The sequence below is a fragment of the Salmonella sp. 32120201201600049SM genome (genome assembly GCF_017572835.1).
Taxonomy (GTDB): Bacteria; Pseudomonadota; Gammaproteobacteria; order Enterobacterales; family Enterobacteriaceae; genus Salmonella; species Salmonella enterica.
Genome location: NZ_JAGESA010000004.1, coordinates 433350 through 444546, shown reverse-complemented (window position 1 = coordinate 444546; position 11197 = coordinate 433350). Strand labels below are relative to the sequence as shown.

Below are 11197 nucleotides of genomic sequence, written 5' to 3'. Positions count from 1 at the left end.
GGCAAGAGGCCCGAAGGTCCCCCTCTTTGGTCTTGCGACGTTATGCGGTATTAGCCACCGTTTCCAGTAGTTATCCCCCTCCATCAGGCAGTTTCCCAGACATTACTCACCCGTCCGCCACTCGTCAGCAAAGCAGCAAGCTGCTTCCTGTTACCGTTCGACTTGCATGTGTTAGGCCTGCCGCCAGCGTTCAATCTGAGCCATGATCAAACTCTTCAATTTAAAAGTTTGATGCTCAATGAATTAAACTTCGTAATGAATTACGTGTTCACTCTTGAGACTTGGTATTCATTTTTCGTCCGAGGACGTTAAGAATCCGTATCTTCGAGTGCCCACACAGATTGTCTGATAAATTGTTAAAGAGCAGGTGCGACGCGGCTTTCAGCTCACCGTCGCGAGGTGGCGTATATTACGCTTTCCTCTTTCAGAGTCAACCCTGAATTTCAGGATTTTTCTCTTCAACCGACCGGCTGTTTGTGTGAAGTGATTCACATCCGCCGTGTCGATGGAGGCGCATTATAGGGAGTCGGTTCAGGAAGACAAGCGGAAAAATGCATTTTTGTTTTAACCGCTCATCTTTTATCCATAACGCTTATTTTTGCTGCTTTTTTATCGCCGATGGCAGATCGGCAAGGCTGTTTAACACCCAGTCCGCCGCGTTTTCTGCTTCTGCCGTGACCGGTTTGCCCGTACGCACCAGCACTTTTGTCCCGACATTTGCCGCCGCTGCCGCCTGCATATCTTCCAGCTTGTCTCCCACCATATAAGAGGCCGCCATATCGATATGCAGGAAATCACGCGCCGAGATAAGCATTCCTGGATGCGGCTTGCGGCAATCACATACCTGACGGAACTCTTCTATACTGCCCTGCGGATGGTGAGGACAATAATAGATGCCGTCCAAATCAACATCGCGATCCGCCAACGACCAGTCCATCCATTCGGTTAACGTTTCAAACTGCGCCTCAGTGAATTTGCCGCGCGCGATTCCGGACTGGTTCGTCACCACCACCAACGCATAGCCCATTTTTTTTAGCTCGCGCATCGCGTCAATAACACCTTCTATAAACTCGAATGCATCGATTTCATGTACGTAGCCGTGATCCACATTAATGGTGCCGTCACGGTCGAGAAAAATTGCGGGTACAGACTTTGCCACCTTTTATAGCTCCTGAGTAAAGCAAGTGGCGCTAGTATCGCATGTTTCAGCAGGCAAGAAAGTGCTCATCGTATAAAGCCTGATTGATTTAGACGTCTGGATGCCTTAACATCCATTCTGTTGACGGCGTTGACCGTATTAGGCAGACGAAAATGCCTCCGCTCATTTCATTACGATAATAAAGAATCAATGATTAAACTTTCGAATATTACCAAAGTGTTCCAGCAGGGGGCGCGCACCATTCAGGCGCTGAACAATGTCAGCCTGCACGTGCCTGCCGGACAAATTTACGGCGTCATTGGCGCCTCCGGCGCCGGTAAAAGTACGCTCATTCGCTGCGTAAACTTACTTGAACGTCCTACTGAAGGAAGCGTAATGGTCGGCGGTCAGGAGCTGACAACGCTTTCAGAGTCTGAGTTGACCAAAGCTCGCCGTCAAATCGGCATGATTTTCCAACATTTTAACCTGCTCTCTTCCCGTACCGTGTTTGGCAACGTCGCGTTGCCGCTGGAACTGGATAACACACCAAAGGAAGAGATCAAACGCCGTGTCACAGAGCTGCTGGATTTAGTCGGTCTTGGCGACAAGCACGACAGCTATCCGGCAAATCTTTCCGGCGGTCAGAAACAGCGTGTCGCGATTGCCCGCGCGTTAGCCAGTAATCCAAAAGTGTTGCTGTGCGATGAAGCCACCAGCGCGCTTGATCCCGCGACGACCCGTTCGATTCTGGAATTGCTGAAAGATATCAACCGTCGTCTGGGGTTGACGATTCTGCTTATCACTCATGAAATGGATGTCGTAAAACGTATCTGCGACTGCGTTGCCGTCATCAGTAATGGTGAGCTTATTGAGCAAGATACGGTCAGCGAAGTCTTCTCGCACCCTAAAACGCCGCTGGCGCAGAAGTTTATTCAGTCCACTCTGCACCTGGACATTCCGGAAGATTACCAGGCGCGTTTGAAAGCGTCGCCGGAAACTGACAGCGTGCCGATGCTGCGCATGGAGTTCACCGGGCAGTCTGTGGATGCCCCGCTGCTTTCTGAAACCGCGCGTCGTTTCAACGTGAACAATAATATTATTAGCGCGCAGATGGATTACGCGGGCGGTGTGAAGTTCGGCATTATGCTAACGGAAATGCACGGCACACAAGAAGAGACGCAAGCCGCAATTGCCTGGCTGCAGGATCACCATGTGAAAGTAGAGGTACTGGGTTATGTCTGAGGCAATGATGTGGTTACTGGTTCGTGGCGTTTGGGAAACGCTGGCGATGACCTTTGTCTCCGGTTTCTTCGGTTTCGTGATTGGCCTGCCGGTTGGCGTATTGCTGTATGTTACGCGCCCGGGGCAGATTATGGAGAACGCCCGGCTGTATCGCTCCCTCTCTGCGGTGGTCAATATTTTCCGCTCGATTCCCTTTATCATCCTGCTGGTGTGGATGATTCCTTTTACCCGAATAATTGTCGGCACCTCCATTGGTTTGCAGGCCGCAATTGTACCGCTGACCGTCGGCGCCGCGCCTTTTATCGCCCGTATGGTGGAAAATGCGTTGTTAGAGATCCCTGCCGGGCTGATTGAAGCCTCGCGAGCGATGGGCGCCACGCCGCTGCAAATTGTACGTAAAATCCTTTTACCGGAAGCGCTGCCTGGTCTGGTGAATGCGGCAACCATTACACTGATCACCCTGGTCGGTTACTCCGCAATGGGCGGCGCTGTCGGCGCAGGCGGCCTCGGTCAAATCGGCTATCAGTACGGTTATATTGGATACAATGCTACCGTGATGAATACGGTGCTGGTATTACTTGTCGTTCTGGTTTATTTAATTCAGTTATCCGGCGATCGCATCGTCAGGGCTGTCACGCATAAGTAACGTTAAACACAACACAAATACTCATTAAGGAAATAAGCATGGCGTTCAAATTCAAAACCTTTGCGGCAGTGGGTGCTCTGATTGGTTCTCTGGCACTTGCGGGTTGCGGTCAGGATGAAAAAGATCCAAATCATATTAAAGTCGGCGTAATCGTTGGCGCAGAGCAGCAAGTTGCCGAAGTCGCGCAGAAAGTCGCGAAAGAAAAATACGGCCTGGACGTGGAATTGGTGACCTTTAATGATTATGTTCTGCCTAATGAAGCGCTGAGCAAAGGCGACATCGATGCCAATGCCTTCCAGCACAAACCGTATCTGGATCAGCAAATCAAAGATCGCGGCTACAAACTGGTTTCCGTTGGTAAGACTTTTGTCTATCCCATTGCAGGATATTCCAAAAAAATCAAATCTCTGGATGAGCTCAAGGACGGTTCCCAGGTCGCTGTGCCTAACGACCCGACCAACCTTGGTCGTTCCCTGTTGCTGCTGCAAAAAGTAGGACTGATTAAACTGAAAGACGGCGTCGGTCTGCTTCCTACCTCGCTGGATATCGTGGAAAACCCGAAAAATCTGAAAATTGTTGAGCTGGAAGCGCCGCAGTTGCCGCGTTCGCTGGATGACGCGCAGATCGCGTTAGCGGTCATCAATACGACTTACGCCAGCCAGATTGGCCTGACGCCAGCGAAAGACGGTATCTTCGTTGAAGATAAAGATTCTCCGTACGTTAACCTTATCGTGACGCGTGAAGATAACAAAGACGCCGAGAATGTGAAAAAATTCGTTCAGGCTTACCAGTCTGATGAAGTGTACGAAGCCGCAAATAAAGTTTTTAATGGCGGCGCGGTGAAAGGCTGGTAAGTTTTAGGCTGATTCCACAATCTGTAATATTATTCAGGACGGGCTATTGCCCGTCTTGTCATTTATGCAAGCTCCTGATTCAATATCTGGCAATTAGAACATTCATTGAGGAAATATTATGCGTGCTTTACCGATCTGTTTATTGGCACTCATGCTGGGCGGTTGTTCCATGCTAAGCAGATCCCCTGTTGAACCCGTTCAAAGCACCGCAACCCCGCCAAAAGCGGAGCCGGAGAAACCTAAAGCGCCGCGTGCCGCTCCCGTCAGGATTTACACCAATGCTGAAGACTTAGTCGGCAAACCTTTCCGCGATCTTGGCGAAGTTAGCGGCGAATCCTGCCAGGCGACAAATCAAGACTCTCCGCCTAACATTCCAACTGCGCGCAAGCGTATGCAGATTAATGCATCTAAAATGAAAGCCAACGCCGTCCTGCTGCACAGCTGTGAAATTACCAGCGGCACGCCAGGCTGCTATCGTCAGGCGGTTTGTATCGGGTCCGCCCTGAATATTTCGGCGAAATGAGCAGCTTTCAGTTTGAACAAATCGGCGTTATTCGCTCCCCCTATAAAGAAAAATTCGCCGTTCCGCGCCAGCCTGGTCTGGTCAAAAGCGCCTGCGGCGAACTGCATCTGATAGCGCCTTACAACCAGGCCGATGCCGTTCGCGGCCTGGAAGCGTTCAGCCATTTGTGGGTGCTTTTCGTTTTTCATCAGACGATGGACGGCGGCTGGCGGCCGACAGTTCGTCCGCCCCGTCTTGGCGGTAACGCCAGAATGGGCGTTTTTGCCACGCGCTCCACGTTCCGCCCCAATCCGATTGGCATGTCGCTCGTTGCGCTAAAAGGTATCGAGTGCCGGAAAGAGAGCGTAATTCTGAAATTAGGCAGTCTGGATCTGGTGGATGGCACGCCGGTCGTGGATATTAAACCGTATTTACCGTTTGCCGAGGCCTTACCGGACGCCGCCGCCAGCTATGCGCAACAGGCGCCGATAGCTGAAATGCCCGTGAGTTTTACCGCTGAGGTGGCTCAACAGCTTACGACGCTGGAAAGGCGTTATCCGCAGCTACGGACATTTATTTGCGATGTGCTGGCGCAAGATCCTCGCCCGGCTTATCGTAAGGGTGAAGAGACGGGCAAAACCTATGCCGTCTGGCTGCATGATTTTAACGTGCGCTGGCGTGTAGTTAACACCGGATTTGAAGTGTTTGCGCTGGAACCACGGTAATTTCACGCCCTTCTCTTTTGACATCTCTTGCACGCTGGTAAACTAAATCACTTTTTTTGTATCAGGCTCACATTGAGCCTGTTCGATCGTTCAACTGGAACCGTAACAACATGCGTACTAGCCAATACCTGCTCTCCACTCTGAAGGAGACACCTGCCGACGCCGAGGTTATCAGCCACCAGCTGATGCTGCGCGCCGGGATGATCCGCAAGCTCGCCTCCGGGTTATATACCTGGCTGCCGACCGGCCTGCGCGTCCTGAAAAAAGTCGAAAACATCGTGCGTGAAGAGATGAACAACGCCGGTGCTATCGAGGTGTCGATGCCAGTCGTTCAGCCAGCCGACCTGTGGCAAGAGAGTGGTCGTTGGGAACAGTACGGTCCGGAACTGCTGCGTTTTGTCGACCGTGGCGAGCGTCCGTTCGTACTCGGCCCGACCCACGAAGAAGTTATCACCGATCTGGTGCGTAATGAACTCAGCTCTTATAAGCAGTTGCCGCTGAACTTCTTCCAAATCCAGACCAAATTCCGTGATGAAGTGCGTCCGCGCTTTGGCGTGATGCGTTCGCGCGAATTCCTGATGAAAGATGCTTACTCTTTCCACACCTCTCAGGAGTCGTTGCAGGAAACCTATGACGCCATGTACGCCGCGTATAGCCGTATCTTCAGCCGTATGGGGCTGGATTTCCGCGCGGTACAGGCCGATACCGGTTCTATCGGCGGCAACGCCTCGCATGAATTCCAGGTGCTGGCGCAAAGTGGCGAAGACGATATCGTTTTCTCTGATGTTTCTGATTACGCGGCTAACATTGAACTGGCTGAAGCTATCGCGCCGCAAACGCCGCGCGCAGCGGCGACGCAGGAAATGACTCTGGTCGATACGCCAAATGCCAAAACCATCGCGGAGCTGGTGGAACAATTCAACCTGCCAATTGAAAAAACGGTAAAAACGCTGCTGGTTAAAGCGGTGAAAGACAGCAAGTCTCCGCTGGTGGCTCTGCTGGTTCGCGGCGATCATGAACTGAATGAAGTTAAAGCGGAAAAACTGCCGCACGTTGCCAGCCCGCTGACCTTCGCTACTGAAGAAGAGATTCGCGCCGTGATTAATGCCGGCCCTGGCTCCCTCGGCCCGGTCAATATGCCGATTCCGGTCATCATCGATCGTACCGTTGCCGCCATGAGCGATTTTGCCGCTGGCGCTAACATCGACGGTAAACACTACTTTGGTATTAACTGGGATCGCGATGTGGCGACGCCTGTTGTTGCCGACATCCGTAACGTAGTCGCCGGCGATCCGAGTCCGGACGGTCAGGGAACGTTGCTTATCAAACGCGGTATCGAAGTGGGTCACATCTTCCAGTTAGGTACCAAGTACTCAGAAGCGCTGAAAGCCTCCGTTCAGGGTGAAGATGGCCGTAACCAGATCCTGACAATGGGCTGCTACGGTATCGGCGTAACACGTGTCGTTGCCGCGGCTATCGAGCAGAACTTTGACGAGCGCGGCATTGTATGGCCTGACGCCATTGCGCCTTTCCAGGTCGCTATTCTGCCGATGAATATGCACAAATCCTTCCGTGTGCAGGAGCTGGCGGAAAAGCTGTACAGCGAATTGCGCGCGCAGGGCATTGAAGTGCTGGTGGACGACCGTAAAGAGCGCCCGGGCGTGATGTTTGCCGATATGGAGCTGATTGGTATTCCACATACTATCGTGATTGGCGATCGCAACCTGGATAACGACGATATTGAGTATAAATACCGTCGTAGCGGTGAAAAATCGCTGATTAAAACCGGCGATATCGTTGATTATCTGGTCAAGGCGATTAAAGGCTAAACGACATTTTGTTGGGATTGCCCGGCGCCATCCGGCAGATATGTAAAGGCCTCGCACCCTGCGAGGCCTTTTATTAGTGAGTGCAATCTTTACCCGGCGCAAACTTCACATTTTTATCAGCTATTAGCGTTTTTACCGGCTCGCCCGTGTCCGGATTCGCGGCTAACACAAAATGCCCTTCTACCGTCAGCAGCACCGGTTTTTCCGCTTCACCTTTCGCCGCCAGATAGCCGCGCTCAAGCTGGGCGTTACTGGCGACCGGCAGCCGTTTTCCGGTCGCGCAATCGGTAAAGGTCGCCGCATCGGCCCTGTATACATACATACCACGCAGCGGCATTGGCGTTACCGGCAGGCTGGCGGTAACAGGCACAAGCGTATAATTAAGCTGCGAAGCCACCGGATTGCCTTCTCTGTCGAGCATCTCCAGCTCATTGCCTTTCGCGCGATAATACGATTTCTCGCCATTGCTGTCGGTTAACACCAGTTTATCCGCCGTCCGCGCCCAGGTACCGTATGACGCAAAAGAGGAAGGTTCTTCGCGCACGCCCTGATAGCGCTCGTTCATCACCCATGTGCCGTCTTTTTCCAGAAACAGTGACGTTTCAATACCTTCACAATCCGCACAGGGCAGCACGCCGCGCCAGCTTTGCTGCATGGGTTTTAATTCCGCCGCCTGCGCAGGTTGCAGGGCGTCAACTTCCGCACGGTTATTACACCCTATCAATGCAAATAGCGTACAGGCTGCCGCTACTGACAATATTGCTGTTCTCACCATAAAATCCTTATGAAATTGCTATTCCTGCCCGTCAATCCAGTGGACGACGAACTTTGCCGCGAAGCGCCTTTACAGAAGATTTTTGCGCCTTTGAGGACAAGCGGCGCTCTTTCGAGGCACGCGTCGGACGGGTTGCGCGACGGCTTTTCTGCTCCGCGGTTAATTCTTTTATGACGGCAACCAGCCTGGCGATAGCCGCGTCCCGGTTGAGCTCCTGGCTCCGGAACTCCTGCGCCTTAATGATAATGACGCCATCATCGCTTATCAGATGGTGGCTGGCCGTCAGCAAACGCTGTTTATAATACTCTGGCAGGCCAGAGGCCCGAATGTCAAAGCGCAAATGAATCGCGCTAGAGGTCTTATTTACGTGCTGACCACCCGCGCCCTGCGCGCGAATGGCCGTAATTTCCAGCTCATTGTCGGCTATGGAGACCGTCCGGGAGATGGCAATCATGAGGGCTGTTGCCAGGCGGTTAGCTGTATTTCCAGATTATTCCGAGCATCAGAAAGCCAGATTGCGCCGTCCTGAATCGTCGCCTGTAGCGTCATGGTACGATCGGCAAATTCACTGAGCTGCGCCAGTTGCCCGTCATCCAGATACCAGACGGACAGGTTAGCGAACTGCGCGCACTTGCTTTGATGCTGCTGCCACCAGATTTGCGCCGCCCGGGAGTTATAAGCAAAGAGCGCGACGTCGCTCGCCTGAGTACAGGCTTTCTTAATACGGCGCTCATCCGGCAGCCCCAGCTCTATCCAGAGATCGATGCCCAGATGATCGTTACGCAGCCAGGCCTCCGGCTCATCTTCCGCGCTGAGCCCGCGTGTAAACTGCAACCGTTCATCAGCATATTTTATCCATGCCAACAGGCGCAGCATCATGCGCTCCTGCGTTTCAGAAGGGTGACGCGCCAGCGTCAATGCCGCATCCAGAAACCGGTTGCGATCAAGGTCAGCCACATTGACGACGGCTTTATAAATTGTCGCTTTAAGCGCCATGAGAAAACTCCTTTCGAATCAGGCGCCCATTGTAGCGAAAACCGCGCTAAAAGGCTGTTAACGAATCTTTTACCCACTCGCGTCAGGCGCTGATATTGCGCAAATGAGTATGGTATAGTCACCTTGCTAAACAAGATTTAACTTCGTAGGCTTAGACTTGCATCCACGGTTAAGTCAGAATGCTGACAGGAGGGCGTGTGGAAAAATATTGTGAGTTAGTACGCAAGCGGTATGCGGAAATCGCCAGCGGAGACTTAGGGTATGTCCCGGATGCGCTGGGTTGTGTATTGAAAGTGCTTAATGAAGTGGCGGCAGATAGCGCCCTTTCAGAGTCGGTCAGGGAAAAGGCAGCTTATGCTGCCGCGAACTTACTGGTGAGCGATTATGTCAATGAATGAAACGTATCAACCCATTAATTGCGATGACTACGATAGTCTTGAGCTTGCCTGCATGCATCATTTAATACTGACGCTAACGTTAAAAGATGGCGAGGTTTTGCAGGCAAAAGCGAACGATTTGATCTTACGTAAAAATGTAGAATATCTGCTTGCCGAGGTTTCCGGCGAGTCTTGTGAGCTTCGTCTCGATAAAATCGCCAGTTTCAGCCACCCGGAAATTGGTACCGTGGTAGTTAGCGAATCCTGAGTATTTTGTTGCCGGATGGTGGTGCAAGCACCTTATCCGGCCTACGTTCCATGCGATACGTAGGCCTGATAAGCGCAGCGCCATCAGGCATGCCAAACCAGACTCACCCCTTCTTTATCTTCTGCTGCTCCCTCACACGTCACAAAAACACCCGCAGCCGCAATCAGCGTTTCGCCGTAAAACAACAGCGGCGTGGTATCTCGTCGCCAGGGCGGGATCCCCTGCTCCTGCCAGATTTTCTTTAATTTACGTCCGCCGTGACGTCCCACAATGTGTAGCAACCCTGGCGCCTTAAACCGAATGCTGACGGATTCTTCCTCTCGCGGTCGGCGCAGTTCGCCGCCAGGAACGAGCTGTACCGTCCCTAAGCCGGCAGGCAGCGCCAGCGGTGTTTGCCAGACGGGCCAGGCGACCGTCGTTTCGTGTTGTCCGGCCACGGATTTAATCCACCACAGTTGCGACTGATAACGGCGAATCTCGCGATCGCCAAAGCGTAAACAGGGAGAGGCATCGTCGCGCGCCAGCGCCACCTCCTGCCAGATACGTTCCAGCGCGTCGCGAGAGGGCATCGGCGCATTACGCATCGCCAGCCAGCGACGCAAAATCGCCGCCCGCCGTACATCGCTCATCGACATTAATGGAGAGAGCCGCAATGTTCCCTCCGCCGTGATACAGTCCGTAAGATCGCTGGCCAGAAGCTCGTCCAGCAGCCTTTCTTGCTCGGCGCAGAGCGTCGCGCTACGGGCTACCGCCGCAGGAAAATGCGGCCAGCGCTGCTGCAAGAGCGGAAGCGCGCGCAGGCGTAAAAAATTGCGATCGTAGGCGTCATCCTGATTGCTTTCATCTTCAATCCAGCATAAGCCATGACGCACAGCCCACTGTTCCAGCGTCTTCCGCGTTTCTCTCAACAGCGGGCGAAGAAGCAGAGTTCCGGCAAAAGGCGAGCGTTCTCCCATCGCGGAAAGTCCGGCCGGACCGCTGCCGCGCTTTAACGCCAGCAGGAACGTTTCACACTGATCGTCAAGGTGCTGCGCGGTTGCCAGCACTTCGCCAGGCAATAGCGTCTGTGCGAACGCCCGGTAGCGCGCTTCACGCGCATGGGCCTCGATACCCAGGCCATTATCTGCCAGCGTCACCCGCTCCACTACCAGCGGAACCTGCCAGCGTTCGCATATGGTTTCGCAATGCCGCACCCAGCTATCAGCATGAGGGCTTAAACCGTGATGAATATGGATAGCACGCAGCGTAACGTCAGGGTGGCGTTCTCGCCACAACACCAGTTGATGCAGAAGCACCGTAGAATCCAGGCCACCGCTAAAGGCAGCCAGAATACGGCGAGAAGAGAGTAACGAGGTATTCAACGTGAGAGTGGTCATGATCCATGCTTATAGTGACTTAGCCCGGCAACGTTACCTGGCGAGCGTCTTAATGACAAGCCTTACTGCTCATACAGCTCAAGCGGTAAACCGTCCGGATCGTTGAAAAAAGTAAAGCGCTTCCCGGTATACGGATCGATGCGTATCGGTTCGCACTTAACCTGATGCTTTTCCAGATGCGCAACGGCGTTTTCCACATTTTCCACGCTGAAAGCCAGATGGCGCAGGCCACAGGCTTCAGGTCGGCTTGGACGCGCCGGAGGGAAGGGAAAAGAGAAAAGCTCAATCACATACTGCCCGTTTAGCGCCAAATCGCCCTTCCACGAGTCACGCTCTTCCCGCCAGACTTCGCTTAGCAGATCGAACCCCAGAATATCGCAATAAAACGCCTTGCTCACCGCATAGTCTGTCGCAATGATCGCGATGTGATGAACCTGTTTTAATCCCAGCATAGCGTCTCCTTTATTGA

At 53.0% G+C, this 11197-nt stretch carries 14 protein-coding genes and 1 rRNA gene; 8 read left to right on the top strand and 7 right to left on the bottom strand.

The features are described 5' to 3' along the window. Both J4650_RS12690 and gmhB read right to left on the bottom strand, forming a co-directional pair. Positions 1-222 (bottom strand): 16S ribosomal RNA (locus tag J4650_RS12690); the annotation flags it as partial. A gap of 370 nt (positions 223-592) precedes the next feature. Beyond that, positions 593-1159 carry a D-glycero-beta-D-manno-heptose 1,7-bisphosphate 7-phosphatase gene (gene gmhB / locus J4650_RS12685; protein WP_023993926.1) on the bottom strand — a complete coding sequence of 189 codons (567 nt, stop codon included), beginning with the start codon at positions 1157-1159 and terminating at the stop codon, positions 593-595. Positions 1160-1348: 189 nt separating this feature from the next. Here gmhB and metN point away from each other — a divergent pair, with 189 nt between their 5' ends. The 6 genes from metN to proS all read left to right on the top strand — a co-directional run bounded on the left by metN (position 1349) and on the right by proS (position 6936). Beyond that, complete coding sequence (gene metN / locus J4650_RS12680; protein WP_000594015.1) at positions 1349-2380, top strand: methionine ABC transporter ATP-binding protein MetN; 1032 nt, start codon at positions 1349-1351, stop codon at positions 2378-2380. After that, positions 2373-3026, top strand: coding sequence for a methionine ABC transporter permease MetI (locus J4650_RS12675; protein WP_001287486.1), 654 nt, complete (start codon positions 2373-2375; stop codon positions 3024-3026). The genes metN and J4650_RS12675 overlap by 8 nt, the downstream gene beginning before the upstream one ends. A 38-nt stretch (positions 3027-3064) precedes the next feature. Next, on the top strand, positions 3065-3880 hold the full coding sequence (gene metQ, locus J4650_RS12670; protein ID WP_000874215.1) for a methionine ABC transporter substrate-binding lipoprotein MetQ: 816 nt from the start codon (positions 3065-3067) through the stop codon (positions 3878-3880). Positions 3881-3998: 118 nt separating this feature from the next. Further along, positions 3999-4403, top strand: a complete 405-nt coding sequence (rcsF, locus tag J4650_RS12665) for an Rcs stress response system protein RcsF (protein WP_001202315.1) — start codon at positions 3999-4001, stop codon at positions 4401-4403. Further along, the gene (tsaA, locus tag J4650_RS12660) at positions 4400-5107 is read left to right on the top strand and encodes a tRNA (N6-threonylcarbamoyladenosine(37)-N6)-methyltransferase TrmO (RefSeq protein ID WP_000093988.1); all 708 of its coding nucleotides are present in this window, start codon (positions 4400-4402) and stop codon (positions 5105-5107) included. Before rcsF ends, tsaA begins: the two co-directional genes overlap by 4 nt. Positions 5108-5217: 110 nt before the next feature. Continuing rightward, positions 5218-6936 carry a proline--tRNA ligase gene (proS, locus tag J4650_RS12655; RefSeq protein ID WP_023993163.1) on the top strand — a complete coding sequence of 573 codons (1719 nt, stop codon included), beginning with the start codon at positions 5218-5220 and terminating at the stop codon, positions 6934-6936. Between the two features lie 73 nt (positions 6937-7009). Here proS and nlpE read toward each other — a convergent pair whose 3' ends face one another. From nlpE to J4650_RS12640, 3 genes are read right to left on the bottom strand one after another with little or no spacing between them, the layout of a single operon-like run. Beyond that, on the bottom strand, positions 7010-7711 hold the full coding sequence (gene nlpE / locus J4650_RS12650) for an envelope stress response activation lipoprotein NlpE (protein ID WP_000252580.1): 702 nt from the start codon (positions 7709-7711) through the stop codon (positions 7010-7012). Positions 7712-7742: 31 nt separating this feature from the next. Next, positions 7743-8165, bottom strand: coding sequence for an alternative ribosome rescue aminoacyl-tRNA hydrolase ArfB (gene arfB / locus J4650_RS12645; protein WP_000560523.1), 423 nt, complete (start codon positions 8163-8165; stop codon positions 7743-7745). Continuing rightward, positions 8162-8707, bottom strand: coding sequence for a YaeQ family protein (locus J4650_RS12640; protein ID WP_001185319.1), 546 nt, complete (start codon positions 8705-8707; stop codon positions 8162-8164). Before J4650_RS12640 ends, arfB begins: the two co-directional genes overlap by 4 nt. Positions 8708-8904: 197 nt before the next feature. Here J4650_RS12640 and J4650_RS12635 point away from each other — a divergent pair, with 197 nt between their 5' ends. Both J4650_RS12635 and rof read left to right on the top strand, forming a co-directional pair. After that, positions 8905-9105, top strand: a complete 201-nt coding sequence (locus J4650_RS12635) for a YaeP family protein (protein WP_001518678.1) — start codon at positions 8905-8907, stop codon at positions 9103-9105. Then, positions 9092-9352 carry a Rho-binding antiterminator gene (rof, locus tag J4650_RS12630; RefSeq protein WP_000062330.1) on the top strand — a complete coding sequence of 87 codons (261 nt, stop codon included), beginning with the start codon at positions 9092-9094 and terminating at the stop codon, positions 9350-9352. Before J4650_RS12635 ends, rof begins: the two co-directional genes overlap by 14 nt. A gap of 83 nt (positions 9353-9435) precedes the next feature. Here the strand turns inward: rof and tilS are convergent, their stop codons facing one another. Next, positions 9436-10728: a tRNA lysidine(34) synthetase TilS gene (gene tilS, locus J4650_RS12625; protein ID WP_023993164.1), complete on the bottom strand. Its 1293-nt coding sequence runs from the start codon at positions 10726-10728 to the stop codon at positions 9436-9438. Positions 10729-10790: 62 nt separating this feature from the next. Next, positions 10791-11180 (bottom strand): VOC family protein, encoded by a 390-nt coding sequence (locus J4650_RS12620; RefSeq protein WP_000901088.1) that lies wholly within the window; start codon positions 11178-11180, stop codon positions 10791-10793. Between the last annotated feature and the right edge of the window lie 17 nt (positions 11181-11197).

Coding starts and splice junctions, on each gene's coding strand:
- metN (WP_000594015.1), top strand. CDS start 1,349: ATGATTAAACTTTCGAATATTACCAAAGTGTTCCAGCAGGGGGCGCGC.
- J4650_RS12675 (WP_001287486.1), top strand. CDS start 2,373: ATGTCTGAGGCAATGATGTGGTTACTGGTTCGTGGCGTTTGGGAAACG.
- metQ (WP_000874215.1), top strand. CDS start 3,065: ATGGCGTTCAAATTCAAAACCTTTGCGGCAGTGGGTGCTCTGATTGGT.
- rcsF (WP_001202315.1), top strand. CDS start 3,999: ATGCGTGCTTTACCGATCTGTTTATTGGCACTCATGCTGGGCGGTTGT.
- tsaA (WP_000093988.1), top strand. CDS start 4,400: ATGAGCAGCTTTCAGTTTGAACAAATCGGCGTTATTCGCTCCCCCTAT.
- proS (WP_023993163.1), top strand. CDS start 5,218: ATGCGTACTAGCCAATACCTGCTCTCCACTCTGAAGGAGACACCTGCC.
- nlpE (WP_000252580.1), bottom strand. CDS start 7,711: ATGGTGAGAACAGCAATATTGTCAGTAGCGGCAGCCTGTACGCTATTT.
- arfB (WP_000560523.1), bottom strand. CDS start 8,165: ATGATTGCCATCTCCCGGACGGTCTCCATAGCCGACAATGAGCTGGAA.
- J4650_RS12640 (WP_001185319.1), bottom strand. CDS start 8,707: ATGGCGCTTAAAGCGACAATTTATAAAGCCGTCGTCAATGTGGCTGAC.
- rof (WP_000062330.1), top strand. CDS start 9,092: ATGTCAATGAATGAAACGTATCAACCCATTAATTGCGATGACTACGAT.
- tilS (WP_023993164.1), bottom strand. CDS start 10,728: ATGACCACTCTCACGTTGAATACCTCGTTACTCTCTTCTCGCCGTATT.
- J4650_RS12620 (WP_000901088.1), bottom strand. CDS start 11,180: ATGCTGGGATTAAAACAGGTTCATCACATCGCGATCATTGCGACAGAC.